The organism is Oryzihumus sp. (assembly GCF_054325275.1).
Genome location: NZ_JBTCWL010000058.1, coordinates 1 through 26,049 on the forward strand (window position 1 = coordinate 1; position 26,049 = coordinate 26,049).

Below are 26,049 nucleotides of genomic sequence, written 5' to 3' on the forward strand. Positions count from 1 at the left end.
GGAGCCGCCGTGGAAGACGAGGTCGAACGGGCGCGCGTCGTCGGAGAGGCCGAGCTCCTTCGCGGCGGCCTGCTGGGCCTGCAGGAGGATCTCGGGGCGCAGCTTGACGTTGCCCGGCTTGTAGACGCCGTGCACGTTGCCGAAGGTCAGCGCCGTCAGGTAGCGACCGTGCTCACCCAGGCCGAGCGCCTCGACCGTCGCGAGGGCGTCCTCGGGGGTGCTGTAGAGCTTCTCGTCGATCTTGCCGACGACGCCGTCCTCCTCGCCGCCCACGACGCCGACCTCGATCTCGAGGATGACGTCTGCGGCCTGGCACAGGTCCAGCAGCTCGCGGGCGATCTGGAGGTTCTCGGTCAGCGGCACGGCCGAGCCGTCCCACATGTGCGACTGGAACCACGGGGTCCCGCCGGCCTTGACCCGCTCGGTCGAGGCGGCCAGCAGCGGCCGGACGAAGCCGTCGAGCTTGTCCTTGGGGCAGTGGTCGGTGTGCAGCGCGATGTTGACGTCGTACTTCTTCGCCACCTCGTGGGCGAACGCCGCGAACGCGAGCGATCCGGCGACCATGTCCTTGACCGTGGGGCCGGACAGGTACTCCGCGCCGCCGGTCGAGACCTGGATGATGCCGTCGCTACCCGCCTCGGCGAAGCCCCGGATGGCCGCGTTGAGGGTCTGGCTGGAGGAGACGTTGATCGCGGGGTACGCGAACGCTCCTGCCTTGGCGCGGTCGAGCATGTCTGCGTACACCTCAGGTGTCGCGATGGGCATGGTGACTCCCTCACGGTCCGTGGGACGCACGCCGTTGTGCGACCGGGCTCCTCGTCATCCTAGGGCGACGCCGGTTGCCCGAACACGTGACGTCGGACCCACGCGTGCATGGCGATCGCGGCCGCCGCGCCGGCGTTGATCGAGCGGGTCGAGCCGAACTGGGCGATGTCGAGGATCACCTCGCAGCCCTGCCGGGCCGCCTCGGACAGGCCGGGCCCCTCCTGCCCGAACAGCAGGACGCAGTGCCGCGGCAGGTCGTAGGTCTCCAGCGGCACCGAACCGGGCAGGTTGTCGATGCCGATGACCGGTATGCCGTGCCCGTCCGGTCCGTGGGCGGCGGCCCACGCCAGCAGCGCCTCCACGCTGTGGTGGTGGTGCTCGTGCTGGTAGCGGTCGGTGACCATGGCGCCGCGCCGGTTCCAGCGGCGCCGGCCCACGATGTGGAAGGCCTTGGCGTTCAAGGCGTTGGCGGTGCGGATCACCGAGCCGATGTTGAAGTCGTGGGCCCAGTTCTCCACCGCGACGTGGAAGTCGTGCCTCGAGGTGTCGAGGTCGCGCACGATCGCCTCGTGCGTCCAGAAGCGGTAGCGGTCGGCGACATTGCGCCGGTCGCCCCCGGCGAGCAGGCCCTCGTCATACCGGGGATCGGAGGGCCACGGGCCCTCCCACGGGCCGACCCCCACCTGATGCGCGTCGTTCACGCAGGCCACTCTCCCAGAGCCGTCCTCTACCCTCGTGCCCGTGATGCACTCCCTGGGTCCGCAGTGGCTCGACCCCCAGTACCTGCTCGACCACTACGGCAACACCGCCCTGTGGATCAGCGCGCTCATCATCTTCTCCGAGTGCGGCCTGTTCACCGCGTTCCTGCCCGGCGACTCGTTGCTGTTCACCATCGGCCTGTTCGCCGCGCTGCCGCACAACCCGCTCGGGCTGCCGTTCTGGCTGGTCCTCGCGGTGCTCGTCGCGGCGGCGTTCCTCGGCAACGTCGTGGGCTACGAGATCGGCCGGGCCATCGGCACGCCGCTGTACAAGCGCGACGGCCGGCTCATCAAGCGGGCCTACATCGACAAGACCACCGAGTTCTTCGAGCGCTACGGCAACCGGGCCATCGTGCTCGGCCGGTTCGTGCCGATCGTGCGCACGTTCATCACCGTCGTCGCCGGCGTCGGCAAGATGGAGCGGCGCCGCTTCTTCACCTACAGCTTCATCGGCGCGCTGCTGTGGGCCGTCGGCGTGACGGTGCTCGGCTACTTCCTCGGCCAGATCTCGTTCGTGAAGAGCAACCTCGAGATCATGCTGCTGCTCATCGTCGCCGTCTCGCTCATCCCGGTCGCGATCGAGTTCCTGCGCCACCGCGCCGCCGCCAGGCGCGGCGAGACCGCCGACGACTCGGTCAGCGGCCCACTCTGAGGCAGGGCTTCCCCGGTCCGGCGCGACCGGACGCACGGCGCCGGGTCAGGCGCCGGCCGCCACGAGGATGCCGTCGGTCAGGAAGCCCAGGAACAGGCCGCCGAGGATGCACCAGGTGGTGAGCTCCTTCATGCCGGTCCGTCGCGCCACCGACAGCAGCTCGATCACGACGTAGAGCACCGAGCCGGCGGCCAGGCCGAGGAACGCGATGGCCAGGGTGTCGTTGACGACGCTCTGGCCGATCAGGGTGCCGACGAACGTGGGGCCACCGCCGATCAGGCCGAGCAGGGCAAGCCGGCCCCACGAGGGGCGCTCGGCGTCGCCGGCCAGCGGGGCGACGATGCCGAAGCCCTCGGTGGCGTTGTGCAGGGCAAAGCCGATGACGAGCAGCAGCGCGAGCGAGAGCTCACCGCCGGCCGCGGAGTTGCCGATCGCGAGGCCCTCGGCGAAGTTGTGCAGGCCGATGCCGACGGCGATCATCAGCGCGAGGTCGGCGGCCGCGGAACGGGCCGGAGCGGGGGTGACGGCGGGGTCGGTCACCGGCACGGCCGGGGCGCCGGGGGCGCCGACGGGCACGGCAGCCGGCGTGGACACCGCCTGCGAGCGGGCCCGGCGCGCCGCCATCGCCTTGTCGTAGTAGACGAGGCCGGCCATGCCCACCGCCAGGCCGACCGCCATGACCACGCCACCGGTGAGGGCGGTCCCCCACTTGTGGTCGGCGAGCGCGGCGTCGGTGGGCTCCCAGGCGTGGGTGAGGATGTCCCACACGAGGAAGACGAGCACGCCGATGGCGATGCCGTTGAGCGCAGCCTTGAGACGTGGGGCGGGCTGGCGGAGCCGGCCGACGGGCAGGCCGAGGAAGATCGTGAACCCGGCGATCGCGCCCAGGAGGGCGATCTGGCTACCTGACATGGAAACGGAACTCCGGAGGACTCGGGACACCCACCACGACTTAGGTGAGCCTCACCAAGGTAAGCCTCACCATGCCCTCATGGCCAATCGCCCCTGTCCGTGCTGCCCGGACAGGGGCGTTCGGGTCAGACCGCCAGGCCGACGTCGGGGACGGCATCGATGACCGGAGTGGGCGACGCGTCGACGGTGGCTGCCTCGTGAACGGGGGCGGCACGGTCCACGCCACGGAGCTGGACCGCCATCGCCACCGTGACACCCACCGCCAGCACGCCGCCCAGCACGAAGGTGCCACGGGGTCCGAGCACCGAGCCGCCGAGCGCACCCAGACCCATCGCCACGACGGACCCGGCGCGCGACACGCCGGCCACGGCGGCCAGGACCTTGCCGCGCTCGCGCTCGGGCGGGCGGACGGCATACAGCGGGCCAGTGGCGGCATTGGCTGCCGCGTTGGCAACCCCGACCATGGCGAACACGACGGCGACGACGACGACCGAGGGCGCCAGCCCTGCCGCGCCGACCCCCAGCGCCGTGCCGGCGAAGCCCAGCAGGAGCACCCGCACGCGCGCGGCGTCGGTCGCGGCCCGCCCGGCCAACCAGGCACCGAGCACGGCCCCGACGCCGAACACCGCCTGTACCAGGCCGAAGGCGGTGGCGCTGGCATGGAGTCCGTCCCGGACGAGGAACACCTCGGCGACGTTGACGCCCTCCAGCACGACGACGAAGGGCATCATCCAGACGAACGTCACCCACAGCAGCCGGTCGCGCCGCATCAGGCGCAGCCCGTCCAGCGCCCGGACACGGGCTCGCTCGGTGCGGGCTGCGAGGGCCGGCGCGGCCACCGCGTGCCGGCCACCACGCCGGGTGCGCACCAGGGCCGCGGCGAGCAGGAGGCCGGTGAACGAGGAGGCATCCACCCAGAGCGCGGCGGACGCGCCCCAGGTGCCCACGAGCAGGCCGCCTGCGGTGGCGCCGACGACTCCGGTCGCCGCCAGGAGCCCCTGCTGCAGGGCACTGACCCGGCCCATGTCCTCGTCGCCGACGATGCGGGGCAGCAGCGCGCCCCAGGTCGGGTTGCTCACGGCCTGCCCGAGCTGCAGCAGAACGACCAGAACCACCGTGGCCGCCAGGCCGTCGACCAGGGCCAGGCCGGCACATGCCAGCATCTCCACGCTGGTGCTCGCCAGCAGCACGGGACGGGAGTCGAACCGGTCGGAGATGTGGCCCGCGGCCCCCATGAGCAGGACCGGCGGGAGGCTGAACGCGGCCAGGAGCAGCGCCATGCCAGCCGTGCCGGAGCCCTGGTCATGGATGCGCAGCATCAGCGCGAACAGGGCGAGGGCGTCCCCGACGTAGGACAGGGCCCGGGCCGGCATGACCAGTCGGAGGTCCCGGTGGCGCCACAGCGACCGGCTCCCTGTCGCCGACTTGTGAAGTGTTCGCTTCATAATTTGTGAAGGTACTGTTTCACATCTGCCGGGTCAACCCCTTACGCTTCACGGCATGGCACCCCGCCCCCCGCAGCAGAAGGTCGTCACCCTGACCGACCCCAGGGCAATCAGGGCTCTGGCCCACCCGGCCCGGCAGCGGGTGATCGACGAGCTCTACGGCGGCGCGGTGCTCACCGCCACCGAGGCTGCCCGGCTCTGCGGGCTCACCCCCTCGGCGATGAGCTACCACCTGCGCGCCCTGGAGAAGTGGGGCATCGTCGCACGCGACGAGGCCGGCGACGACGCCCGCGAGCGGCCGTGGCGTGCCGCCGCCCGGGACCTGCGCATCGAGCACACCGCCCACGGCCGCTCCACGCCCATGGCGACGAAGGCCTTCACCAGCACCTTCATGGCGCCGATGCTGGAAGAGCTCGAGGCCTGGGCGGACAGCGACCGGCGCGGCAAGGACGACGGCACCGCGATGTCGCGGGGCCGGCTGTGGCTGACGACCGAGGAGGCCAAGGCCCTGGTCGACCAGGTCGTCGCCCTGATGGAGCCCTACGAGGAACGCACGGCCGCGGATCACCCCGCGGGCGCCGCGCAGTTCAGCAGCTTCTGGTCACTGCTGCGGCGCCCGGACGACGCAGCCGCGGAGTAGCGCGGCGCGTCCGGTCAGGCGGGGCCGGCAGCCGCCCACAGCGGGTCGACCTCCAGGCCGTCGCGCTCGTCGTCCCACGCCACCGCACTGATCTGCCACCCGTCGGCGGTCCGGACCAGCTGCAGGGTCTTCATCCCCCGACCGGTGAACGGGGTCCCGTCCTGCACCCATGACTTGGCGTAGCTGCAGAAGCGCTGGGCGATGTCGCCGAACACCTCGGTGCGCCCGCGGACCTCCCACTCGCGGAAGTCGACGAGCGTGCCGCCGCTCAGCAGCGCCTGGCGTGGGGCGATGAAGCTCTCGACGTCGTAGACGGCGGGCACGAGGCCGCAGGTCCGGACGATGACCGCCTCGGGCAGGAACACGCCGCGGAGGGCGTCGAGCCGGTCGGCGCTGTCCGGTCCGGAGGTGAACGCGGCGAAGAACGTCCGCACCACGTCGGCGATCGCCGCCCTGTCCGCCTCAGTGCCGGCCACGGCGCCGGTTCCCGTGCTCACGCGAACCCCGGCGCCACGCGGGGCCACGGTGCGAGTGCCTCGAGCTGGGCGGCGACCCCGATCAGGCGGGACTCCCGGCCGGCCGGCGCGACGAGCTGCACGGCCAACGGCATCCGGCGGTTGTGGCCGCCGATCGGCACGGTCACGGCCGGGTAGCCGGCGAGGTTCCACGGACCCTGGAAGGGCGCGTAGCGGGTCGAGGCCAGGACGTTGGCCAGCCAGCTGCGCTCGTGCCACCGGGCGGCGGGCGGGGGCGGCGCGGCGAGCGCCGGGGTGACCAGCACGTCATACCGCTCGAAGAACGGCTCGACCGCGGCCCGCCACCGCTCGCGGGCCCCGTCCTTGACCAGGCCTCGCTGCTGCAGGAGCCGCCCGAGCCCGACGTGTCCCCGGGTCCGGCGCTGCAACAGCTCGGGGTCGAGCCCCTCGGCGGTCTGCGCGGCACCGGCGAACCAGCGCGCGGCCATCTCGTTCATCGAACCCGGCCGGTAGGGCGGGTCGTCGTCGCGCACGGTGTGGCCGGCCTGGCGCAGCAGCTCACCGGCCCGGCCCGCCGCGCGGCGCTGGTCGGCGCCCACCGGCACGCCGGGCAGCGGCGGGCGCGTGGAAACCGCCACGCGGAGGATGCCGGCCGAGGTGGACACACGCGCCAGGTCGGGTCGCTCGGCGAGGACCGAGAGGAGCAGGGCGGCGTCGGCGACGGTGGTGGCGAGGGGGCCGTGCGTGGACATGCCGTACCAGCCCTCGGTCGGCTCGGCGACCACCCCCGCGCCCGGCTTGATGCCGACCAGGCCGCAGCACGCCGCGGGGATGCGCACCGAGCCCATCCCGTCCGAGCCGTGCGCCAGGGGCACCAGCCCGGCGGCGACCGCGGCGGCGCTGCCACCGGAGGAGCCGCCGGGGGTGCGGGTCAGGTCCCACGGGTTGCGCGCGGTGCCCTCGGCGGAGTCGGTCATCGGCCAGATGCACAGCTCGGGCACCCGGGTCAGGCCGACGACGACCGCCCCGGCGGCGCGCAGCCGCCGCACGACCACGTGGTCGGCGTCGGCCGGTTCGCGGGAGGTCGCCCGTGACCCGTCCTCGGTCCGCTCGCCCGTGACGGCGACGTTGTCCTTGACGGCCACCGGCACCCCGGCGAGCGGCAAGCCCTCGAGGGCGCCGCGTCCGGCGAGCTCGGCGGCCTCCCGCCGGGCCTCCCGGGTGCGGATCCGGCGGAACGCGCCGATGCGCGGGTCGTGGGTCGCGATGCGGTCGAGCGCGGCCTCGGTGGTGAGGCGGGGGTCGAGGTCGCCGGCGTGGACGGCCGCGGCGATCCTGGTGGCGGTGTCGGGCTGCGGGGTCACACCCCGGACGCTAGGTGAGGACGCCCTCGCCCGCCACAGGCGAACGGATGGTGCCCGCCGTGGCGCGCACCCGGCCTACCCGCCGCGGGCTCAGTCCTGCGGGGTCGACGGCGCCGGGGTGGTGCCGTCGGTGCCGGGGAAGCTGACACTCGGCGCAGTGCGGGCGGCCTCCTCGGCCTCGAAGTACTCCTCGCGCGTGATGTGGAACATCGAGGCGAAGATGTTGGACGGCACCGTCTCGACCTTGGTGTTGAGCTCGCGGACGTTGGCGTTGTAGTAGCGCCGGCCGGCGGCGATGCGGTCCTCGGTGGAGCTGAGCTCCTGCTGCAGCGACAGGAAGTTCTGGTTGGCCTTGAGGTCCGGGTAGGCCTCGGCGACCGCGATGAGCCGGCCCAGCGCCTGGGTCAGCACGTTCTCGCTCTGCGCCGCGGCGGCCGGACCCTGACCGCCGGCCATCGCCGCGGAGCGGGCCTTCATGACGTCCTCGAGGGTGCCGCGCTCGTGCGCCGCGTAGCCCTTGACCGTCTCGACCAGGTTGGGGATCAGGTCGTGCCGGCGCTTGAGCTCGACGTCGATCTGGCGCCAGGCCTCCTGCACGAGGTTGCGCAGCTTGACCAGCCCGTTGTAGGTGGAGACCGCCCACAGGATCAGCAGCACGACGACGACGGCGATGACGATCAGGGCGATCATGGGGGGCTCCTGCGGTAGTGGGTGCTCCCAGCCTAGCCAGCGCCGGGGTCCCCACGCCGCCGGTTACGCGGCCGGGCGCGCTCAGGCGAGCCCGAGCTCCTGCACGCTGTAAGCCGCGCGGTAGGGAAGGCCCTCGGCCTCCACCTTCTCCTGGGCGCCGCTGGCGCGGTCGGCGATGACGGCCACCGCCACGACCTCGGCCCCGGCCTCGCGGCAGGCGGCCACGGCGGTCAGCGGCGAGCCACCGGTGGTGGAGGTGTCCTCGACGACGAGCACCCGGCGCCCGGCAATGGAGGGACCCTCGATCCGCTGCTGCAGGCCGTGGGCCTTCTCGGCCTTGCGGACGACGAACGCGTCGAGCCGGCGACCGGCCGCGGCGCTGGCGTGCAGCATCGCCGTGGCCACCGGGTCGGCGCCCATCGTCAGGCCGCCGACCGCGTCGACGTCGAGGTCGCGGACCAGGTCGGTCATCACCTGGCCGACGAGCGGGGCGGCCTCGCCGTCAAGGGTGATGCGGCGCAGGTCGACGTAGAAGTCGGCCTCCTTGCCCGAGGACAGCGTGACCTTGCCGTGGACGACGGCCTTGGCCTTGATGAGCTCGAGCAGACGGGCGCGGGCGGCAGCGGAGTCAGTCACGGCCTTCACCCTAGCTGCGCCGGGGACTGAGGTGACGTGCCCGGCATACCGCTCAGCGGCCGTGGCGGCGCCGGGAGGCGACCCCACCGGAGGCGCGGCGGACCAGGCCGCGCGGCAGGGTGCGCGTCAACGCGGCGATGAGCTTGTACTGCAGCCCGGGGACGGAGATGACCTTGCCGGCCTTGACGTCGTCGAGGCAGTCGCGCACGAGGCGGTCGGCCTCCAGCCACATGACCTTGGGCAGGCGGGACATGTCGAGGGAGGCTCGCTGGTGGAACTCGGTGTGGGTGAACCCCGGGCACAGGGCGGTGACCGTGACGCCGGTGCCGTCGAGCTCGTTCGCCAGGGCCTCGGAGAAGGTCGTCACCCAGGCCTTGGCCGCCGAGTAGCTGCCCATCGCGACGAACCCGGCCACCGACGAGACGTTGATGATGGCGCCGCGACCCCGGTCGCGCATGGCCAGCGCCGCGGCGTGGGAGAGGACCATCACGGCGCGGCACAGGACGTCCAGCGCCCGCTCCTCGTCGGCGACGTCACCCTGGAGGAAGCTGCGCGAGAGGCCGAAGCCGGCGTTGTTGACCAGCAGGTCGACCGGTCGGCCGGGCTCGGCCAGACGCTCGGCCACCTTCTGCACCTGGAGCCGGTCGGACAGGTCGGCGGCGAGGATCTCGCAGTGCACCTGGTACTTCGCCTCGAGCTCGTCGGAGACGTTCTCCAGGCGGGCCCGATCGCGCGCCACCAGCACGAGGTCGTGGCCCCGCTCGGCGAGCTCACGGCAGAAGGCCAGGCCGATGCCTGCGGTCGCTCCGGTGACGAGTGCGGTAGCCATGGCGGGAAGCCTAGGGCCCCCTCCTAAGGTGGACCACGTGCGAATCGCTACGTGGAACGTCAACTCCATCCGCTCACGGATCGACCGGGTCGAGGCCTGGCTCCAGCGCAGCGACTGCGACGTGCTCGCCCTGCAGGAGACCAAGGCGACCGACGAGCAGTTCCCCTTCGAGCGGCTGCAAGCCCTCGGCTACGAGGTGGCCCACCACGGGCTGAACCAGTGGAACGGCGTGGCGGTGCTGTCGCGGGTGGGCCTCGAGGACGTCCAGGTCGGCTTCGAGAACATGCCGATGTGGGGCGACCCGCTCGGCGCGGAGGCCCGCGCCCTCGGCGCCACCTGCGGCGGGGTCCGGATCTGGTCCCTCTACGTCCCCAACGGCCGGTCCCTGGAGGACCCGCACCTGGCCTACAAGCTGGACTGGCTGGCGCACCTGCGCGACGCCGCCGCCAAGTGGCTGGCCGACAACCCGTCCGCGCAGGTCGCCCTCGTCGGCGACTGGAACATCGCGCCGCAGGACGAGGACGTCTGGGACATGGAGTTCTTCGCCGACAAGACCCACGTCTCCCCGCCCGAGCGCGCCGCCTTCTCGGCGATCGTCGAGGCCGGCTACACCGACGTGGTCCGCCCGCACGCCCCCGGGCCGGGCGTCTACACCTACTGGGACTACCAGCAGCTGCGCTTCCCCAAGCGCCAGGGCATGCGGATCGACTTCGTGCTCGGCTCCCCCGCGCTGACCGCCCGCGTCGAGGGCGCCTCGATCGACCGCGAGGAGCGCAAGGGCAAGGGCGCCAGCGACCACGCCCCCGTCATCGTGGACCTGGCCGACCTGTGACCGAACGCCCCACGCGGGTCCGCGCCGACTACGAGGCCGTCGTCGTCGGCAGCGGCTTCGCCGGGATCGCCATGGCGATCGCCCTGAAGCGCCAGGGGATCCACGACTTCGTCGTGCTCGAGAAGGGCGAGGACCTCGGCGGCACCTGGCGCGACAACACCTACCCCGGGTGTGCCTGCGACGTCCCGTCCCACCTGTACTCCTACTCCTTCGAGCTCAAGGCGGACTGGTCCCGCGCCTACGCCTCGGCCCCGGAGATCCTCGACTACGCCCGGCACTGCTGCACCAAGTACGGCATCGACCCCCACCTGCGCTTCGGCTCACGACTGGACGTCGCGCGATACGAGGAGGGGTCCGGGCTCTGGCGGCTGACGGTGCGCACGCCCACGGGCATCGTGCAGGCGCGGTGCCGCACCCTCGTCATGGCCGTCGGCGCCCTGCACGAACCGGCCCGCCCCGACCTCGCCGGGCTCGACGACTTCGGCGGCCGGGTCATCCACACCGCCGCGTGGGACCACTCGGTGGCGCTGGAGGGCAAGCGGGTCGGCGTCATCGGCACCGGTGCCAGCGCGATCCAGGTGGTCCCGCAGGTGGCGCCCGCGGCGGAGCAGCTGACCGTGTTCCAGCGGACGCCGCCGTGGGTCCTGCCCAAGGAGGACCCGGAGTACTCCCCGGCCGCTCAGCGGCGGTTCGCGCGCTGGCCGTGGCTGGCCCGGCTCAAGCGCGCCGCGATCTACTGGACCAACGAGGCACGCGTGGTCGGCTTCGCCAGCCACCCCAAGGCGATGAAGGTCGCCGAGCGTATGGCGCGCCGCCACCTGCGCGGGCAGGTCGCCGACCCGGGGCTGCGGGCGAGGCTCACCCCCGACTACACGATCGGGTGCAAGCGCATCCTGGTCTCCAGCGACTACTACCCGGCGCTGCAGCGCGACAACGTGCACCTCGAGACCACCGGGATCGACCACGTCGAGAACCGCGCTGTGGTCACCACCGACGGCCGGCGGCACGAGCTCGACGTGCTGGTGCTCGCGACCGGCTTCGAGGTCATCGGCACCTACCAGCACCTCGAGGTCGTCGGCCGCGACGGGCGCAACCTGGGCCACGAGTGGGCCAAGGCCCCGGAGGCCTACCTCGGCACGGCGGTCGAGGGCTTCCCCAACCTGTTCACGCTGGTCGGCCCGAACACCGGGCTCGGCCACACCTCGATGCTGATCATGATCGAGGCCCAGACCGAGCTGGTGCTGCGCGCGATGGGCGAGCGGGACCGTCGCGGGGCACGGGCGGTCGAGGTCGAGCCGGCGGCGCAGGAGGCGTTCAACCAGGAGCTGCAGCAGCGCAGCGCCTCGGCGGTGTGGCTGACCGGCTGCCGCAGCTGGTACCTCGACGACTCCGGCGTCAACCGGGCCCTGTGGCCGTGGTCGACCGTGGCATACCGGCGCCGGACCGCCCGGTTCCGGCCGGGGCACTACCGTTTCGACGCATGAGCCAGCAGCGCGTCGTCCTCATCAGCGGCGGGGCGAGCGGCATCGGCGCCGCCCTCGCCACGGCCCACTCCCGACTCGGTGACACCGTGGTCGTCGCGGACATCCACCCGCGCGATCCGGAGCACGTGCACCTGGACGTGACCGACCGGCAGGCGTTCGCCCGGGTCGCGCGGCGGGTCGTGGAGGAGCACGGCCGGATCGACGTGTTCTACAACAACGCCGGCATCGCCACCGGCGGCCTCGTCGAGGAGCTCTGCCCCGAGCACTGGGACCGCACCATCGACGTCAACCTGCGCGGCGTCGTGCACGGCATCGAGGCCGTCTACCCCCTCATGCGGGCCCAGCGCAGCGGCCACATCGTCAACACCGCCTCCCTCGCCGGCCTGCTCCCCGCACCGGTCATGGCTCCCTACACCGCGACGAAGCACGCGGTCGTGGCCCTGTCCCAGGCGCTGCGCATGGAGGCCCGCGCACACGGGGTGAAGGTGACCGCGGTGTGCCCCGGCTTCGTCGACACCCCGCTGCTGCAAGCGGTCAACCGCGACGTGCCCCCTACCGGCGTCAACGGGGAGGCCCCCGCCCTGGTCGAACGGCTCCGCCTGCACCTGCTGCCGGCCGAGGAGCTCGCCCGCATCGTGGTGGAAGCGCTGCCCAAGAACCCCGCGCTGGTCGTGGCCCCACGCCAGGCACGGCTCGCCGCGTGGGCGCAGCGGTTCGCGCCCGGCCTCGTCCGCCTGGCCACCGCCCGCGAGCTGCGCCGCTACCGCAGGGCCGCCCGCCGCGCCCGGTGAGGGGCGCGGCGTACGGCCGAGGTCAGGGGGACTGGAACACCGCGGCGAAGAACACGAGGAGGATGAACACCGCCAGCGCGGCGAGCAACAACATCAACGTGCCCAGCAGCACCTTGTCCATCAGGCGCCTCCTCTGTTGCGAAGGGGCACCCTGAGGTCGCCCTCAGGGTCCCAGCCTGCCCGCGGCACCTCCGCAGGTCAGGCCAGCGTGGCAGCCGCCTGGGCGGCCGGCGTCGGCCGGATGTTGGCGTTGTGGTGGAACACGTTGTCCGGGTCCCACCGCGCCTTGATCGCGGCGAGCCGGGCGTACTTCGCCTCGCCGTAGCTGGCCCGGACCCGCGCCTCGTCCTCGTCGGCGATGAAGTTGACGTAGCTGCCGACGCCCCGCGCATAGGGCTGCAAGGCCGCCCAGAACCGCTGGACCCAGTCGCGGTCGACCGCGAGCATCCCGGCGTCCTCGGCGACGGCGGCGATGTTGAGCGCCCACAGGCTGCGGCGCGAGCCACTGAAGGAGGTGGCCTCGTCCGGCACGTCGGCGAAGGCCCCGCCCAGGGCGAAGATCGGCATGAAGCTCAGGGGGGAGGTCTTGCGCGGCAGGAAGTCCAGCACCACGTCGATGACCGGGTCGGACAGCTCGTCCAGCCAGAGCGCCTTCTCGTAGCCCTTGATCCGCCACGGCGCGGTGTCGTCGAACATCTGCTGCAGCGCGGAGTACGGCATCGAGGTCACCAGCTCGAACGCCGGGGCCAGCTCCTGGATCGGCGCCACCACCTCGGCGTGCTCGTGGGGCGCACCCCAGCCGATCACGCCCACGACGAACGCCGTCGTCCCCTGGCGCTCGACGGGCACGAACGGCGCCGGCGGGGTGGTCAGCCCACCGATGAACGCGCCGTACTCCCGGGGCAGGGCAGGGATGACGCGGGCCGCGGCACGCAGCGGCTCGCGCGCGTCCTGCGGCGCCCAGAAGAACAACCCGACGTTGGCCAGCTGGTCGACCTCGTGGAGGGCGAACTCGAACGAGGTCACCACCCCGAAGTTGCCGCCGCCGCCGCGCAGCGCCCAGAACAGGTCCGGCTCGGAGTCGGCCGAGGCGGTCACGGTGCGGCCGTCGGCGGTGACGACCTGCGCGGACACGAGGCTGTCGCAGGTCAGGCCGCACCGTCGGGTGAGCCAGCCCATGCCGCCGCCGAGGGTCAGGCCGCCGACCCCGGTGTGGCTGACGAAGCCACCGGTGACCGCCAGGCCGTGAGCGGCCGCCGCGGCGTCCAGGTCGGACCAGCGCGCCCCGCCGCCGACCCGCGCGCGACGCGCCCTCGGGTCGACGTCGACCCGGTCGAGCGGGCCGAGGTCGAGCATCAGCCCGCCCTCGGAGACCGCGTGCCCGGCGAAGCTGTGCCCACCCCCGCGCACGGTCAGGTCGAGCCGGTGCTCGCGGGCGAAGGCGATGACCGTGGCGACGTCGCGGGCACTGATCGCCTCGACGACAAGCGCGGGACGCCGGTGGATGTCGCCGTTCCAGACCGCCTTCTCCAGGGCGTCGTCGAACTCCTCATCCCCCTCCTGAAGCACCGTCCCCCCGACGCTGGTGCGCAGGTCGGTCAGGGCGCGGTCGTCGACGGGGTGCATGGCAGACCTCCAGGGTCGGGTTCGCGACGGGTTCGGGCGAGTGCCCTCGCCCCTGCCCTTCCGCCCTATGCCCCGCTCCGCCGGGTGTCATCGGGCAAAGGGGCGAGGCGGGCGTAGCAGGGTGCTCGGCTAGAGTCGCCGCCGACGCGGGGTGCCGGTCCGCACCGGCTGAGAACACACCCGTTGAACCTGATCTAGCTCGCACTAGCGAAGGGACGTCACCGTCATGGTCGCGACCACGCCCGTCTCCCCTCTCACCGCCGCCGCCGTCGGCGACGCCCTCGCCACCCTGCGCGAGCGCTCGCCCCTGGTGCAGTGCCTGACCAACATCGTCGTCGCCCAGTGGACGGCCAACCTGCTGCTGGCCACCGGCGCCGCCCCGGCCATGGTCGACAACCCCGAGGAGTCGGGGGCCTTCGCCGGGGTGGCCAGTGGTGTCCTGGTCAACGTCGGCACGCCCTACGGCGAGACCGCCGCGGCGATGGAGCAGGCGGTCGCCGCCGCCGGGCGGGCCGGGACCCCGTGGGTGCTGGACCCGGTCGCGGTCGGCCCCCTGCTGCGGTGGCGCACCGGGATCGCGCTGCGCCTGCTGTCCGTCGCTGCCCCTGCCGTGGTCCGCGGCAACGCCTCGGAGGTCATGGCCCTCGCCGGCGGCGCCGGGGGCAAGGGCGTGGACAGCCTGGACTCCCCCGAGGCGGCGCTCGACGCGGCCCGCACCCTGGCGGGCAGCCACGGCACCGTGGTCGCCGTCAGCGGGCCGGTGGACCACCTCACCGACGGTGTGCGCCTGGTCACCGTGGCCAACGGGCACGAGTGGCTGACCCGGGTCACCGGGGTCGGCTGCGCCCTCGGGGCGCTGATGGCCGCGTTCGCCGGGTGCGTGGACGATCCGCTGCTCGCGGCGACCGCCGCCACGGCGACGCTGACCGTCGCCGCCGACGAGGCCGCGGCGCGCACCGCCGGCCCGGGGTCCTTCGCCGTGGCGCTGCTGGACGAGCTGGCCGCGCTGACCCCCGACGCGCTCACCGAGCGGGTCCAGCTGGGCTGACCGATGAGCCGCCCGCCGCTTGACCTGTCGCTCTACCTGGTCACCGACACCCGCCTGTGCGGCACCCTGGGGGTGCCGGCCACCGTATCCGCCGCCGTCGCCGCCGGGGTGACCGTGGTGCAGCTGCGCGACCCCGCCGCCGACGACGCCGAGCTGGTCACCCTGGGCCGGGCCGTCGCCCGGGAGCTGGCCGGCACCGGCGTGCCCCTGGTCGTCAACGACGCGGTGCACCTGGTCGAGGCGATCGGGGCGCAGGGCGCCCACGTCGGGCAGGGCGACACCGACCCCGGTGAGGCGCGGGCGCGACTGGGCCACGCGGCATACCTGGGGCTGTCCGTGCAGACCACGGACCACATCGAGGCGGCGCGCGGCGCGGACGTCGACTACCTCGGTGTCGGGCCGGTGTTCGCCCAGACGACCAAGCCCGACGGCGCCGAGCCGGGCGGTCTGGAGCGCCTCGGCCGGATCGTCGGCCTGAGCCCGGTGCCGTGCGTGGCGATCGGCGGGATCGGCCTCGAGCAGGCGGCGCAGGTCCGGGCGACCGACGCGGCGGGCATCGCCGTCGTCAGCGCCATCTGTGGCCAGCCGGACGTGGCGGTGGCGACGCGGGCCCTGCGCGCCGCGTGGGACGACGCGGGAGCGCGGGCGTGACCCGGCCGCCGGTCGCCCTGACCATCGCCGGCAGCGACCCCTCCGGTGGGGCCGGGGTGCAGGCCGACCTCAAGACGTTCTCGGCGCTGCGGGCCTATGGCACCTCGGTGCTGACCGCCCTGACCGCGCAGAGCACCACCGGGGTCACAGGGGTGCACGTCGTGCCGACGGCATTCGTCACCGAGCAGCTTGAGACGCTCGTCGCCGACGTGCGCGTCGACGCGGTCAAGATCGGCATGCTGGCGACCACCGGGCTGGCCGGCGCGGTGGCCGACTTCCTGCGCGCCCACCCCTGCCCGGTGGTCGTGCTCGACCCGGTGATGGTCGCGACCAGCGGGGACCGCCTGCTCGCCGACGACGCGGTCGAGGCCCTGCGCGCCCTGCTGCCGCTGGCCTCCGTGGTGACCCCGAACCTGCCGGAGGCCGCCGGGCTGCTCGGCGTGGCCGAGGCCGCGGACGAGGCGGAGATGCTCGACCATGCGCAGGCGCTGCAGGCCCTCGGCGCGCAACGGGTCCTGCTCAAGGGTGGCCACCGGGCGGGGAGCGGGTCCGCCTCCGACGTGCTCGCCGGGCCCGACGGGGTGACCTGGCTGCGCGCACCGTGGGTCGAGACGACCAACACGCACGGCACCGGCTGCTCCCTGTCCTCCGCACTGGCGGCGCTGCGACCGCAGCGGGAGACGTGGGTGGACACGGCCCGGGACGCCAAGGACTGGCTGACCGGGGCGCTGGCGGCTGCCGACACCCTCGAGGTCGGGCGCGGCCACGGACCGGTCCACCACTTCCACCGGCTCTGGGACCGCTGAGGACCCCGGGACCTCCGGACCTGTCCGGATGCCCCGGACGCAGGCAGGCTCGGGCCGCGGGCCGGCGGCGAAGCAGGCCTCGGCCAGGAGAGGTGCGGACCATGAAGCTGGACGAGCTGATGACCTCGGCGCGTGACGCCATCACGGTGCGGCGGGTCTTCGCCGAACCGTACGAGAAGAACGGCGTCACCATCATCGCCGCGGCCACGGTCACCGGCGGCGGTGGCGGCGGCACCGGTCACGACCAGAACGGCGGCGAGGGCGAGGGCGGGGGTTTCGGCGTGAGTGGCCGGCCGGCCGGCGCCTACATCATCCGCGACGACGACGTCGTGTGGCGCCCGGCGGTGGACGTCAACCGGCTGGTGCCGGTGGTCGGCGCGGTGCTCATCGCGTGGCTGCTCACCCGGGCCCGGATCAAGCGGACCCGGATGCGCACGTTCGAGCACATGGCCGAGCAGCACCACAAGGTCGACCGCCACAAGGCCGCGCACCACAAGGGCGCCTGACCCTCACGAGGTCGCGCGGGCCGCGGTGGCCGGCTCGGGTGCGTCGTGCACCCGCTCGGGCCGTATGCCGAGCCACAGGGCCGCGACCGCGGCCGCACCGGCGGCGATCCCCCCGCCGAGCAGGACGGACTGCACCTGGACCACGCCCGCCCGGGCGAGCGCCGCGGTGTCGGTCGGGTCGGGCAGGGCGCTGACCGTGGCCGAGAAGCGGTGCAGGCCGATCGCGGTCAGCACCGCCAGCCCGACCACCATCCCGGTCATCCTGGCGACCACGACGAGGGCGCTGGCGACCCCGGCGTCGCCGACCGGTGCATCAGCCAGCGCCGCGGCGTTGACCGGCGCGATGGCCAGGCCCAGGCCCAGGCCGGCCGCGAGGAGGACCGCGGTCGCGCCGATGCCGTCCAGTGCCGCCGGCACCCAGCCGGACATGAGCACCAGGGCGACCGCGGCCAGGGCCAGCCCCCCGGCGGCGACGACGGCGCTGCCGGTGTGCCGCAGGGCCCGCCCTCCGGCGAGCGCGCCCACTGGCACGGCGACGAGGAACCGCAGCAGCACCAGGGCGGCGCCGGTCTGGGACCGGTCCCCGAGCCGGGCGAGCACCGGGACGTCCACGACGACGGCCACCAGCGCGGCGCCGACCAGGACGCTGACCAGCAGGGCGACCGGCACCCGCCCGCGGAGCACGCCCCGGGCGATGAGCGGGACCGCGGCGGTGCGGTGCCGCCAGGCGTAGCCCGCAACCGCCAGGATGGCCAGCGGCAGGAGCACCCGCCCCCAGGGCCCGACGACCTCGCGGGTCGGGTCGGCCGAGGCGAAGGCCAGGACCACCGACCCCAGCGCGACGGCCAGGCACACCGCGCCGGGCACGTCGGCCCGGCGCAGGACCGCGCTCCAGGACCGGGCGGTCACCGCGGCGAGGACCAGGAGCAGCACGCCGGTCGCGACCCCGATCGGGGTCGCGAGGCGGGAGGTGCCCGTGAAGGGGACGAACGGGATACCGGTGGTCACCCCGGTGACCAGGCGCTCGGGCGCGGTGGGGGTGAGCAGGCCGAGCACGGTGGCGAGGACGCCGACGACCAGCGGCACGACGCGGGGGCGTCCGGTGGCCCCCGCCCGCCACAGCCCGGCCGCCAGCAGCAGCCCGGCCACGACGTTGAGCCAGAAGATGGCCCGCCAGTCGGCGAGCGCGATCACGGCCGCGCCCAGCAGCGGTCCGAGGACGCTGCCGAGCTCCTGCACCGCACCCACCACTCCCAGCGGGGTGCCGCGGCGACCGGGGGGCCACAGGTCGGCGACCAGCGCCAGCGTGGCGGGCACCAGGCCCCCGCCGCCGATGCCCTGCAGGACGCGGCCGCCCACCAGCACCGGCAGCTCGACCGCCGTGGCAGTGACCATCGAGCCGACGACGAACACGGCCAGGCACGCGAGCAGGATCCGCTGCCGCGGGAGCAGGTCGGCGAGGCGGCCGATGAGCGGCAGCACGGCGATGTAGCCGAGCAGGAAGCCGGAGACGATCGGCGTGGCCTGCTGCAACGCGTCGACGCCCAGCCCGACGCCGGACATCATGTCCGGCAGCGCGACCACGACGACGTAGGTGTCGGCGGCCGCGAGCGCGACCGCGGTGGACGCCAGCGCCAGCAGCGCCCTAGGGCCGGGAGATCTCAACGGGCGCGCCATAGCGGTCGAGGGTCAGCGTGTAGGTCGAGCGGGCGCCGCTGAAGAACGGGCCGGTGATGCTGATCGTGCGCAGCTGCCCACCCGGGTCGGTGATGCCGTACGTCGCGTCGAAGGTGCCGTTCGCGTCCCCGCTGCCGAGCAGGGCGACGACGTCCTTGCCGGGGATGGTGCCCTTGACCGTCTGCAGCACCTCGCTGCCCTGACGCTTCTTCTCGCCCAGGGTGGGGTTCTGCGTCGCGGTCAGCAGGGTGGACAGCCCCGTGTCGGCAGAGAACAGCGTGGCCGGGTCGGGGGCGTTGTACTGCTTGGGGTCCACCGGCGCGAACGTCGTGGTGAACGGCAGCTTGAGGTAGAGCTGCCCCCCGGTCGCGACGACGTCGACCTTGGCCTGGATCCCGGAGATGCGGGCGTCGAGGGTGCCCTTGAACGCCGGGGCGTGGGTGCCGACGCCATCGGCCCCGATCACCCCGCCGGCGCTGGCGGGGATGCCGGACGAGCGCAGCACCAGGTGCAGCGAGCGCGCGGCGTCGACCGTCTTCTTGGCCGCGGCCAGCTGCTGGGCCGGGGTCTGCTTGGTGGCCGTGTCGCTGCCGCCGCTGCACCCGGCCAGCACCAGGCCGAGGGTGAGGGCGGCCACCAGGGCCCGCGCGTGCCGTCGCATGCGGCTCACGCTACCTGTGGCCCCCGTGCCGGACCGGGGACCGGGTCCCGACGCACGGGTGGCGGCGCGGACCGCCCGCGGCCGCCACCCGGCATACGACCTGACCCTGCGGGTCAGCGCAGGATGAGCCCGTCCTGCTCGCCGTCGCGGTCGACGACAACGGTCTGGCCGTCGCGGACCTCGCCGGCGAGCAGCGCCCTGGCCAGCCGGTCGCCGATCTGGGTCTGCACCAGGCGGCGCAGCGGGCGGGCGCCGTAGGCCGGGTCGTAGCCGGTGATGGCCAGCCACTCCTTGGCCGCGTCGGTGACCTCGAGGGCGATCCGGCGGTCGGACAGGCGTCGGGCCAGGGCCGCGACCTGCAGGTCGACGATCCGGCTCAGCTCCTCGGTCGAGAGCGGGTCGAAGACGACGACCTCGTCGAGGCGGTTGAGGAACTCCGGCTTGAACGACGTGCGCACCGCGCTCATCACCGCCTCGTGCTTGACGTCCTGCGGCAGCGTCGGGTCGATGAGGAACTGCGAGCCCAGGTTGGAGGTCATCACCAGGATGACGTTGCGGAAGTCGACCGTGCGGCCCTGGCCGTCGGTGAGCCGGCCGTCGTCGAGGACCTGCAGCAGGATGTCGAAGGTCTCCGGGTGGGCCTTCTCCACCTCGTCGAGCAGGACGACCGAGTAGGGCCGGCGGCGCACCGCCTCGGTCAGCTGACCGCCCTCCTCGTAGCCGACGTAGCCGGGCGGGGCGCCGATGAGCCGGGCGACCGAGTGCCGCTCGGAGTACTCGCTCATGTCGATGCGGACCATGGCCCGCTCGTCGTCGAAGAGGAAGTCGGCCAGCGACTTCGCCAGCTCGGTCTTGCCGACGCCGGTGGGACCGAGGAAGAGGAAGGAGCCGGTGGGCCGGTCGGGGTCGGAGATGCCGGCGCGGCTGCGGCGCACCGCGTCGCTGACGGCGCGCACGGCCGTGCCCTGGCCGATCAGCCGCCGGCCGAGGAACTCCTCCATGCGCAGCAGCTTCTCGGTCTCGCCCTCGAGCAGCCGGCCGGCCGGGATGCCCGTCCACGCGCTGATGACGTCGGCGATGTCGTCGGGGCCGACCTCCTCCTTGACCATGGGCGCCTCACCCCCGGCGGTGGAGGACGTCGCCTCGGCCGCCTGGGCCTGCTCGAGGTCCTTCTCCAGCTGGGGGATCTGGCCGTAGAGGATCGCCGACGCGCCGCCGAGGTCGCCGTCGCGCTGGAGCCGCTCGGCCTGGCTGCGCAGCTCGTCGATGCGGGCCTTGAGGTCGCCGACCTTGTTGAGGCCGGCCTTCTCCTGCTCCCACCGGGCGGTCAGCGCGGCGAGCTGCTCGGAGCGGTCGGCGAGGTCCTGGCGCAGCCGGGCCAGCCGCTCCTGGCTGGCCTCGTCGGTCTCGTGCTCCAGGGCCAGCTCCTCCATCCGGAGCCGGTCGACGGCACGGCGCAGCTCGTCGATCTCGACCGGGCTGGAGTCGATCTCCATCCGCAGCCGGGACGCGGCCTCGTCGATGAGGTCGATCGCCTTGTCCGGCAGCTGGCGGCCGGTGATGTAGCGGTTCGACAGGGTCGAGGCGGCGACGAGGGCGCTGTCGGCGATGGCCACCTTGTGGTGGGCCTCGTAGCGCTCCTTGAGCCCGCGCAGGATGGCGATGGTGTCCTCGACGCTGGGCTCGCCGACGAAGACCTGCTGGAACCGGCGCTCCAGCGCGGGGTCCTTCTCGATGTGCTCGCGGTACTCGTCCAGCGTGGTCGCGCCGACCATGCGCAGCTCGCCGCGGGCCAGCAGGGGCTTGAGCATGTTGCCGGCGTCCATGGCGCCCTCGCCGGTCGCACCGGCGCCGACGACGGTGTGCAGCTCGTCGATGAACGTGATGATCTGCCCGCCGGCCGAGCGGATCTCCTCGAGCACGGCCTTGAGCCGCTCCTCGAACTCGCCGCGGTACTTCGCGCCGGCGACCATGGCCGCCAGGTCGAGGGCGATGAGGCGCTTGCCCTTGAGGGACTCGGGCACGTCGCCGGCCACGACCCGCTGGGCCAGCCCCTCGACGACGGCGGTCTTGCCGACGCCGGGCTCGCCGATGAGGACGGGGTTGTTCTTGGTGCGCCGGGACAGCACCTGGACCACCCGGCGGATCTCGGCGTCGCGGCCGATCACCGGGTCGAGCTTGCCCTCGCGGGCCGCCGCGGTGAGGTCCGTGCCGTACTTGGCCAGCGCGTCATACGTCGCCTCGGGGTCCGGCGTGGTGATCCGGGCGCCGCCGCGCAGCTTGGGGATCTCCGCGGCGATGGCCGCGCCGTCGAGGCCGAACTCGCCGGTCTGGGCGATGGCGAGCAGCAGGTGGTCGGTGGACACGAACGAGTCGCCCATCGACTCCATCTGCTTGCGGGCGTTCTCGAGCACGGCGAGGCCGGCGCGCGACAGGCTCGGGGCGTCGAGGCTGGAGCCGCTCACCGACGGCAGGGTCTTGAGGTTGCGCTCGGCGGCGGCCGCGGCGGCCTGGAGGGAGGACCCGGTCGCGTCGAGCAGCGGGCCGGTGGTGGTGTCGGTCTGCCGGGTCAGCGCCAGCAGCAGGTGGGCGGGCTCCACGTGCGGGTGGCCGGCCGCGGCGGCGTCACGGGCCGCGGCGGAGAAGGCCTCCTGGGCCTTGGTGGTGAGCTGCAGGTCCATGGTGGTCGGGCTCCTCGGGAACGAGTGGGACGTCACCTGTGCAACAGCAGGCAAAGTTGAGTGTATTCCGCTCAACTTCAGTTCGCGGGTGGTTCTGTTCTACCGCCCGTCGGGGCGCGTCGCCCAGAGTCATTGGTCGTCCTCGAGCAGGTGGGCCGCCGGCACATGTCACCATCGGAGTCGTGCCCTATGTCCTGCTCGGCCTCGCCATCGCCTTCGAGGTGTGCGCCACCCTCGCCCTGCGCGGTTCCGAAGGCTTCACCAAGGTCGGGCCCTCGGTCATCGTCGTCGTGGGCTACCTGCTCTCCTTCGCCCTCATGGCCAAGGCGCTGACCTCGCTCAACGTCGGCCCGGTCTACGCGATCTGGTCGGCACTAGGCACCATCGGCGCGTTCGTCGGCGGTGTGGTGCTCTTCGACGAGCCGGTCCGGCCGGTGACCGTCGCCGGGATCGTGCTGGTCGTCATCGGCGTCGTGGTGATGCAGCTCGGCGGCGGCGTCAGTCGAGCCTGAGGCCGGACCCGGCGCGGGCAGCCCCTCCAGGTCACCACCCCTGAGGGGTGGACTCCACGTGCATCAGCGCGACCCCGACAACCACCAGTTGCGGGTCCCCGCGGCGTCGAGCGCACGAACGTAGCCCGGTCTACCGTGGAGGCGTGAGCGGGCGCAGCATCCGGATCGAGGCGGTCGAGGGTGACATCACCGCCCAGGCCCTCGACGCGATCGTCAACGCGGCCAACAGCTCCCTGCTCGGTGGCGGCGGCGTCGACGGCGCCATCCACGCCGCGGCCGGGCCCGCCCTCCTGGCCGAGTGCCGGGAGGTGCGGCGCACGGCATACCCGCAGGGGCTGCCGGTCGGCGCCGCGGTGGCGACCGGTGCCGGGGACCTGCCGGCCCGCTGGGTGATCCACACCGTCGGGCCGAACCGGCACGCCGGCCAGACCGACCCGGCGCTGCTGGCCGCGTGCTTCACGTCCTCGCTCGCCGAGGCCGCCCACATCGGCGCGGCGTCGGTCGCCTTCCCGGCCGTGAGCGCGGGCGTCTACGGCTGGGACGCCGACGAGGTCGCCGGTATCGCGGTCGAGGCGGTCCGCAGCGCGGCCCACCACGAGGAGCTGGAGCTGGTGCGGTTCGTGCTGTTCGGCGCGCGGACCTATGCCGCGTTCACCCGCGCCCTCAGCTGACGGCGGATCTTGCGGACCGCCCAGACCGGCACGGCGACCGCCAGGCCGATGGCGAGCCCGATCACCAGACCCATCCAGTTGTCCACCACGTCGGTGCCGTCACAGGCGCGGTTCAACGAGCGGAAGGTGTACTGCACCACCTCGATGAAGATCGGCAGCAGGGCCACCATCACGGCAACCCGTGCGGCGGCGTGGCGGTGGAAGACGAAGACGAGGGCGCCGAGGGGGATGAACAGCAGCACGTTGAGCAGGCGCTGGTCGTCGTGGAGGGCGCCCCACGGGCTCAGGTGCGGCAGGACGGCGCAGACGCGCTGACCGTGCCGCTCGATCTGGATCGCGCCGAGCCGCTGCGGGGCCAGGGTGGCGAGGAGCACCATGCCGGTCCACAGGGTCAGGACGGCGGAGAGCAGGCCGCGGGCGGGGCTGGCGCGATGTCGCACGACGAGGAAGACGACGAAGGCGAGCAGCAGGGCGACCAGCATGCCCGGCGGGAGGAGGGCGGGGACGCGGTAGCCGAGGATGTGCACCCGCGGATCGTAGGCGACCCGGACAAACCGGGCACCATCGTCTCGCGCGGGTCAGGCGCCGCGCCCGAACGGGTCGGGGTCGTACCAGCCCTGGTGCACCTCGGCCAGGGCCTGCAGCCGGGACCTGGTGGGGGCCGGGTCAGCGCCGTCGACGTCGCGGACGTAGACCGCCCAGTCGTGGTCCTCGGCGTCGTCCTCGCCGGCGAGCGCCTCGCGGACGACCCGCACCTCGGCGAAGCCCTCCAGCGCCAGTTCGTCGGCGAGCTCCTCGGCGACCTCGCGCTCGGGCAGGACCAGCAGGTGCTCGCTCACCCTGAGGTCACCGACCGTCCCCGACCGTCACCGGCCGGGCCGCCACACGACGAGCGCCTGGGAGCCGTTGGAGCTGCGCATCGGGCGCTGCCCCGGGCGCACGGCCACGACGTCGCCGGCCCGGCCGACAGCGAACACCCGGCCGCTGAGGCCGACCGCGTCGCGCATCGCCTGCAGCTCCTCGGTCAGCTCGCCGACCCGGGAGCGCAGGGCCCGGACCTGGTTCTCCAGCTCGAGGATGCGCTGGATGCCGGCCAGGCTGACGCCCTCCTCCTGGGAGAGCCGCTGCACCTCGCGCAGCAGGGCGACGTCGCGGGCGGAGTAGCGCCGACCCCCGCCGCGGGTGCGCGACGGCGAGACGATGCCGAGCCGGTCGTACTGCCGCAGGGTCTGCGCGTGCATGCCGGCGAGCTGGGCCGCGACGGAGATGACGAAGACCGGCGCCTCGTCGTCGGGGGCGAACCCGCCCATCCCGGCGGTCACGTCAGTCCCGTCGCGCGCGCTCGAACAGCTCGGCGCGCGGGTCATGTCCCGCATCCTCCGCGCGCAGGGCCTCCACGGCCCGGCGCGCCTCGTCGGACAGCTTCTGGGGTACGACGACGCTCACCTTCGCGAGCAGGTCGCCGTGGTGGTCCTTGCGCTTGACCCCCCGGCCCTTGACCCGCAGGACCCGCCCGCTCGGAGTGCCGGGCGCGATACGGACCTTGACCGGCTCACCGGACAGGGTGGGGACCGCGACGGTCGCACCGAGCGCGGCCTCGGCGAAGGTGACCGGCAGCTCGACGGTGAGGTTGTCGCCGTCCCGGCCGAAGACCGGGTGCGGCTGGACGTGCACGGTCAGCAGCAGGTCACCGGGCGGGGCGCCCTGGTCGCCGGGGCTGCCCTTGCCGCGCAGCCGGATCTGCTGGCCGTCCTTGACGCCCGGCGGGATGCGGGTGGTGATGCGGCCGCCGTCGCCGGTCGCCAGGGTGATGGTGTCGCCCTCGACCGCCTGCCGGAAGCCCAGCGTGGTGCGCGCGGTGACGTCGGTGCCGGGACGCGGGCCTGCCGGCGCCCCGAAGCGGGAGCCGAAGCCGGGTTGGCCGCGGAAGCCGCCGGCCCCGCCGCCGCCACCGAACATGCCGCCGAGGATGTCCTCGAGGTCGGGCTCGGCGCCGCGGGCCCCCCCGCCGGTGCTGAAGCGGACGTTGCCGCCCTGGCCGAAGAGGTTGCCGAAGAGGTCCTCGAACCCGGCGCCGCCCCCGCCCGGGCCGCCGGCGGTGAACCGCGGGCCGCCGTGGCTCATCGAGCGGATCGCGTCGTACTGCTTGCGCTCCTCGGGGTCGGACAGGACCGCGTAGGCCTCCCCGATCTCCTTGAAGCGCTTCTCGGCCGCCTCGTCCCCGGGGTTCTGGTCGGGGTGCAGGGTGCGGGCGAGCTTGCGGTAGGCCTTCTTGATGGCCGCCGCGTCGGCGTCGGCAGGGACGCCGAGGATCGCGTAGAAGTCCTTCTCGAACCAGTCCTGGCTTGCCATCGGCGTCCCTCCCTTCGTCGGTCTGTCGGTTACTGCGGGTCGGCGACGGCCACGCGTGCGGCGCGCACGACCCGGTCGCCGGAACGGTACCCGGGCTGGAGCACCTGGACGACCGTGGTGACCTCGGTGCCCGGCGCCAGCTCGGCCTGGGTGTGCATCAGGGCCTCGTGCAGGTTGGGGTCGAACGCCTCGCCCGGCTCGCCGAAGCGCTCCACTCCGAACCGGGACAGGGTGGCCTCGAGCTTGTCGGCGATGGCCGCGAACGGTCCGCTCTCGAGGTCGCCGTGCTGGCGGGCGAGGTGGATGTCGTCAAGCACCGGCAGCAGCGCCTCGATCACCGAGGCGACGGCCTGCTCGCGCACCACGTCACGGTCACGGTCGACGCGCCGCTTGTAGTTGACGTACTCGGCCTGCAGGCGCTGCAGGTCGAGCAGCCGCTCGGCCGCCAGGGTCGTGTCGGGGTGCACGTCCGCCTCCTCGACCGGCGGGGCCTCCGAGCCGGCGGGCTCGGTCGCGGCCTCCCCGGCCTCCGCCCCGGCGGCCGGGGTGGCGTCCACGGGACCCCCGCCCGCGGGGGGGGGGGG

At 73.7% G+C, this 26,049-nt stretch carries 29 protein-coding genes and 1 riboswitch; of the genes, 11 read left to right on the forward strand and 18 right to left on the reverse strand.

Annotated elements, in window-relative coordinates; genetic code table 11:
- Together fbaA and ACXVGS_RS14410 are read right to left on the reverse strand one after the other, a co-directional pair.
- Positions 1-765: class II fructose-bisphosphate aldolase (fbaA, locus tag ACXVGS_RS14405; protein ID WP_458537089.1), on the reverse strand; the 765-nt coding region annotated here is incomplete at its 3' end.
- Between the two features lie 59 nt (positions 766-824).
- Positions 825-1,466, reverse strand: a complete 642-nt coding sequence (locus tag ACXVGS_RS14410; protein WP_458533738.1) for a TrmH family RNA methyltransferase — start codon at positions 1,464-1,466, stop codon at positions 825-827.
- Between the two features lie 43 nt (positions 1,467-1,509).
- Here ACXVGS_RS14410 and ACXVGS_RS14415 point away from each other — a divergent pair, with 43 nt between their 5' ends.
- Complete coding sequence (locus ACXVGS_RS14415) at positions 1,510-2,175, forward strand: VTT domain-containing protein (RefSeq protein WP_458528937.1); 666 nt, start codon at positions 1,510-1,512, stop codon at positions 2,173-2,175.
- Positions 2,176-2,220: 45 nt separating this feature from the next.
- Here the strand turns inward: ACXVGS_RS14415 and ACXVGS_RS14420 are convergent, their stop codons facing one another.
- Both ACXVGS_RS14420 and ACXVGS_RS14425 read right to left on the reverse strand, forming a co-directional pair.
- Positions 2,221-3,087 (reverse strand): ZIP family metal transporter, encoded by an 867-nt coding sequence (locus tag ACXVGS_RS14420; RefSeq protein ID WP_458528910.1) that lies wholly within the window; start codon positions 3,085-3,087, stop codon positions 2,221-2,223.
- 125 nt (positions 3,088-3,212) lie between these two features.
- On the reverse strand, positions 3,213-4,532 hold the full coding sequence (locus ACXVGS_RS14425; RefSeq protein ID WP_458528911.1) for an MFS transporter: 1,320 nt from the start codon (positions 4,530-4,532) through the stop codon (positions 3,213-3,215).
- Positions 4,533-4,587: 55 nt separating this feature from the next.
- Between ACXVGS_RS14425 and ACXVGS_RS14430 the strand changes: the two genes are divergently transcribed.
- Complete coding sequence (locus ACXVGS_RS14430) at positions 4,588-5,172, forward strand: winged helix-turn-helix domain-containing protein (RefSeq protein ID WP_458528912.1); 585 nt, start codon at positions 4,588-4,590, stop codon at positions 5,170-5,172.
- 14 nt (positions 5,173-5,186) lie between these two features.
- On the opposite strand, the gene ACXVGS_RS14435 is transcribed toward ACXVGS_RS14430, so the two are convergent.
- From ACXVGS_RS14435 to ACXVGS_RS14455, 5 genes are all read right to left on the reverse strand, one after another.
- Entirely contained in the window at positions 5,187-5,669 is a 483-nt protein-coding gene (locus ACXVGS_RS14435; protein WP_458528913.1) for a DUF4440 domain-containing protein, read from the reverse strand.
- A complete protein-coding gene (locus ACXVGS_RS14440; RefSeq protein ID WP_458537090.1) occupies positions 5,666-7,012 on the reverse strand; it encodes an amidase in 1,347 nt (448 codons plus the stop codon). The genes ACXVGS_RS14435 and ACXVGS_RS14440 overlap by 4 nt, the downstream gene beginning before the upstream one ends.
- Positions 7,013-7,102: 90 nt before the next feature.
- Positions 7,103-7,702 (reverse strand): LemA family protein, encoded by a 600-nt coding sequence (locus tag ACXVGS_RS14445; protein ID WP_458533736.1) that lies wholly within the window; start codon positions 7,700-7,702, stop codon positions 7,103-7,105.
- An 81-nt stretch (positions 7,703-7,783) separates the two neighbouring features.
- A complete protein-coding gene (gene pyrE, locus ACXVGS_RS14450; protein WP_458531866.1) occupies positions 7,784-8,338 on the reverse strand; it encodes an orotate phosphoribosyltransferase in 555 nt (184 codons plus the stop codon).
- A 52-nt stretch (positions 8,339-8,390) separates the two neighbouring features.
- Positions 8,391-9,167 carry an SDR family NAD(P)-dependent oxidoreductase gene (locus ACXVGS_RS14455; protein ID WP_458528917.1) on the reverse strand — a complete coding sequence of 259 codons (777 nt, stop codon included), beginning with the start codon at positions 9,165-9,167 and terminating at the stop codon, positions 8,391-8,393.
- Between the two features lie 37 nt (positions 9,168-9,204).
- Between ACXVGS_RS14455 and ACXVGS_RS14460 the strand changes: the two genes are divergently transcribed.
- Genes ACXVGS_RS14460 through ACXVGS_RS14470 form a run of 3 tightly spaced genes read left to right on the forward strand, consistent with a single transcriptional unit; the run spans position 9,205 to position 12,274 of the window.
- The gene (locus ACXVGS_RS14460; protein ID WP_458528918.1) at positions 9,205-9,999 is read left to right on the forward strand and encodes an exodeoxyribonuclease III; all 795 of its coding nucleotides are present in this window, start codon (positions 9,205-9,207) and stop codon (positions 9,997-9,999) included.
- Positions 9,996-11,483 (forward strand): flavin-containing monooxygenase, encoded by a 1,488-nt coding sequence (locus ACXVGS_RS14465; RefSeq protein WP_458531865.1) that lies wholly within the window; start codon positions 9,996-9,998, stop codon positions 11,481-11,483. Before ACXVGS_RS14460 ends, ACXVGS_RS14465 begins: the two co-directional genes overlap by 4 nt.
- Positions 11,480-12,274 (forward strand): SDR family NAD(P)-dependent oxidoreductase, encoded by a 795-nt coding sequence (locus ACXVGS_RS14470; RefSeq protein WP_458528920.1) that lies wholly within the window; start codon positions 11,480-11,482, stop codon positions 12,272-12,274. Before ACXVGS_RS14465 ends, ACXVGS_RS14470 begins: the two co-directional genes overlap by 4 nt.
- A 198-nt stretch (positions 12,275-12,472) precedes the next feature.
- Here ACXVGS_RS14470 and ACXVGS_RS14475 read toward each other — a convergent pair whose 3' ends face one another.
- Positions 12,473-13,900, reverse strand: a complete 1,428-nt coding sequence (locus tag ACXVGS_RS14475; RefSeq protein ID WP_458531863.1) for an FAD-binding oxidoreductase — start codon at positions 13,898-13,900, stop codon at positions 12,473-12,475.
- A 137-nt stretch (positions 13,901-14,037) separates the two neighbouring features.
- A riboswitch (TPP riboswitch) is annotated at positions 14,038-14,133 on the forward strand.
- On the opposite strand from ACXVGS_RS14475, the gene thiM reads away from it, so the two are divergent.
- The 4 genes from thiM to ACXVGS_RS14495 all read left to right on the forward strand — a co-directional run bounded on the left by thiM (position 14,127) and on the right by ACXVGS_RS14495 (position 16,911).
- Positions 14,127-14,948 carry a hydroxyethylthiazole kinase gene (gene thiM / locus ACXVGS_RS14480; RefSeq protein WP_458528922.1) on the forward strand — a complete coding sequence of 274 codons (822 nt, stop codon included), beginning with the start codon at positions 14,127-14,129 and terminating at the stop codon, positions 14,946-14,948. Its footprint overlaps the riboswitch before it by 7 nt.
- 3 nt (positions 14,949-14,951) lie before the next feature.
- On the forward strand, positions 14,952-15,599 hold the full coding sequence (gene thiE / locus ACXVGS_RS14485) for a thiamine phosphate synthase (RefSeq protein WP_458528923.1): 648 nt from the start codon (positions 14,952-14,954) through the stop codon (positions 15,597-15,599).
- Positions 15,596-16,405, forward strand: coding sequence for a bifunctional hydroxymethylpyrimidine kinase/phosphomethylpyrimidine kinase (gene thiD, locus ACXVGS_RS14490; RefSeq protein WP_458531862.1), 810 nt, complete (start codon positions 15,596-15,598; stop codon positions 16,403-16,405). The genes thiE and thiD overlap by 4 nt, the downstream gene beginning before the upstream one ends.
- A gap of 101 nt (positions 16,406-16,506) precedes the next feature.
- Positions 16,507-16,911 carry a hypothetical protein gene (locus ACXVGS_RS14495; RefSeq protein ID WP_458528925.1) on the forward strand — a complete coding sequence of 135 codons (405 nt, stop codon included), beginning with the start codon at positions 16,507-16,509 and terminating at the stop codon, positions 16,909-16,911.
- Positions 16,912-16,914: 3 nt separating this feature from the next.
- Here ACXVGS_RS14495 and ACXVGS_RS14500 read toward each other — a convergent pair whose 3' ends face one another.
- The 3 genes from ACXVGS_RS14500 to clpB form a co-directional block, all read right to left on the reverse strand.
- Positions 16,915-18,588 (reverse strand): MFS transporter, encoded by a 1,674-nt coding sequence (locus ACXVGS_RS14500; protein ID WP_458537091.1) that lies wholly within the window; start codon positions 18,586-18,588, stop codon positions 16,915-16,917.
- A complete protein-coding gene (locus tag ACXVGS_RS14505; RefSeq protein ID WP_458536294.1) occupies positions 18,557-19,249 on the reverse strand; it encodes an LppX_LprAFG lipoprotein in 693 nt (230 codons plus the stop codon). The genes ACXVGS_RS14500 and ACXVGS_RS14505 overlap by 32 nt, the downstream gene beginning before the upstream one ends.
- Before the next feature lie 113 nt (positions 19,250-19,362).
- Positions 19,363-21,930, reverse strand: a complete 2,568-nt coding sequence (gene clpB, locus ACXVGS_RS14510) for an ATP-dependent chaperone ClpB (RefSeq protein WP_458537092.1) — start codon at positions 21,928-21,930, stop codon at positions 19,363-19,365.
- A gap of 182 nt (positions 21,931-22,112) precedes the next feature.
- Here clpB and ACXVGS_RS14515 point away from each other — a divergent pair, with 182 nt between their 5' ends.
- Positions 22,113-22,442, forward strand: a complete 330-nt coding sequence (locus ACXVGS_RS14515; protein ID WP_458528929.1) for a DMT family transporter — start codon at positions 22,113-22,115, stop codon at positions 22,440-22,442.
- A 158-nt stretch (positions 22,443-22,600) separates the two neighbouring features.
- Positions 22,601-23,113 (forward strand): O-acetyl-ADP-ribose deacetylase, encoded by a 513-nt coding sequence (locus tag ACXVGS_RS14520; RefSeq protein WP_458528938.1) that lies wholly within the window; start codon positions 22,601-22,603, stop codon positions 23,111-23,113.
- Here the strand turns inward: ACXVGS_RS14520 and ACXVGS_RS14525 are convergent.
- From ACXVGS_RS14525 to grpE, 5 genes are all read right to left on the reverse strand, one after another.
- Positions 23,083-23,640 (reverse strand): VanZ family protein, encoded by a 558-nt coding sequence (locus ACXVGS_RS14525; protein WP_458528930.1) that lies wholly within the window; start codon positions 23,638-23,640, stop codon positions 23,083-23,085. The two genes, ACXVGS_RS14520 and ACXVGS_RS14525, sit on opposite strands and share 31 nt — an antisense overlap.
- 51 nt (positions 23,641-23,691) lie before the next feature.
- Positions 23,692-23,952 carry a hypothetical protein gene (locus ACXVGS_RS14530; protein ID WP_458528931.1) on the reverse strand — a complete coding sequence of 87 codons (261 nt, stop codon included), beginning with the start codon at positions 23,950-23,952 and terminating at the stop codon, positions 23,692-23,694.
- A gap of 27 nt (positions 23,953-23,979) precedes the next feature.
- Positions 23,980-24,423, reverse strand: a complete 444-nt coding sequence (locus ACXVGS_RS14535) for a heat shock protein transcriptional repressor HspR (protein WP_458528939.1) — start codon at positions 24,421-24,423, stop codon at positions 23,980-23,982.
- 13 nt (positions 24,424-24,436) lie between these two features.
- On the reverse strand, positions 24,437-25,465 hold the full coding sequence (locus ACXVGS_RS14540) for a DnaJ C-terminal domain-containing protein (protein WP_458528932.1): 1,029 nt from the start codon (positions 25,463-25,465) through the stop codon (positions 24,437-24,439).
- Between the two features lie 29 nt (positions 25,466-25,494).
- Positions 25,495-26,049: nucleotide exchange factor GrpE (grpE, locus tag ACXVGS_RS14545; RefSeq protein ID WP_458537093.1), on the reverse strand; the 555-nt coding region annotated here is incomplete at its 5' end.

Bases quoted from the DNA above. Each gene is read 5' to 3' on its own strand.
- ACXVGS_RS14500 (WP_458537091.1), bottom strand. From the start codon at position 18,588: ATGGCGCGCCCGTTGAGATCTCCCGGCCCTAGGGCGCTGCTGGCGCTG.
- ACXVGS_RS14475 (WP_458531863.1), bottom strand. From the start codon at position 13,900: ATGCACCCCGTCGACGACCGCGCCCTGACCGACCTGCGCACCAGCGTC.
- ACXVGS_RS14445 (WP_458533736.1), bottom strand. From the start codon at position 7,702: ATGATCGCCCTGATCGTCATCGCCGTCGTCGTCGTGCTGCTGATCCTG.
- ACXVGS_RS14505 (WP_458536294.1), bottom strand. From the start codon at position 19,249: ATGCGACGGCACGCGCGGGCCCTGGTGGCCGCCCTCACCCTCGGCCTG.
- thiM (WP_458528922.1), top strand. From the start codon at position 14,127: ATGGTCGCGACCACGCCCGTCTCCCCTCTCACCGCCGCCGCCGTCGGC.
- ACXVGS_RS14415 (WP_458528937.1), top strand. From the start codon at position 1,510: ATGCACTCCCTGGGTCCGCAGTGGCTCGACCCCCAGTACCTGCTCGAC.
- ACXVGS_RS14420 (WP_458528910.1), bottom strand. From the start codon at position 3,087: ATGTCAGGTAGCCAGATCGCCCTCCTGGGCGCGATCGCCGGGTTCACG.
- ACXVGS_RS14455 (WP_458528917.1), bottom strand. From the start codon at position 9,167: ATGGCTACCGCACTCGTCACCGGAGCGACCGCAGGCATCGGCCTGGCC.
- thiE (WP_458528923.1), top strand. From the start codon at position 14,952: ATGAGCCGCCCGCCGCTTGACCTGTCGCTCTACCTGGTCACCGACACC.
- ACXVGS_RS14470 (WP_458528920.1), top strand. From the start codon at position 11,480: ATGAGCCAGCAGCGCGTCGTCCTCATCAGCGGCGGGGCGAGCGGCATC.
- clpB (WP_458537092.1), bottom strand. From the start codon at position 21,930: ATGGACCTGCAGCTCACCACCAAGGCCCAGGAGGCCTTCTCCGCCGCG.
- ACXVGS_RS14425 (WP_458528911.1), bottom strand. From the start codon at position 4,532: ATGAAGCGAACACTTCACAAGTCGGCGACAGGGAGCCGGTCGCTGTGG.
- ACXVGS_RS14535 (WP_458528939.1), bottom strand. From the start codon at position 24,423: ATGGGCGGGTTCGCCCCCGACGACGAGGCGCCGGTCTTCGTCATCTCC.
- ACXVGS_RS14540 (WP_458528932.1), bottom strand. From the start codon at position 25,465: ATGGCAAGCCAGGACTGGTTCGAGAAGGACTTCTACGCGATCCTCGGC.
- ACXVGS_RS14495 (WP_458528925.1), top strand. From the start codon at position 16,507: ATGAAGCTGGACGAGCTGATGACCTCGGCGCGTGACGCCATCACGGTG.
- ACXVGS_RS14430 (WP_458528912.1), top strand. From the start codon at position 4,588: ATGGCACCCCGCCCCCCGCAGCAGAAGGTCGTCACCCTGACCGACCCC.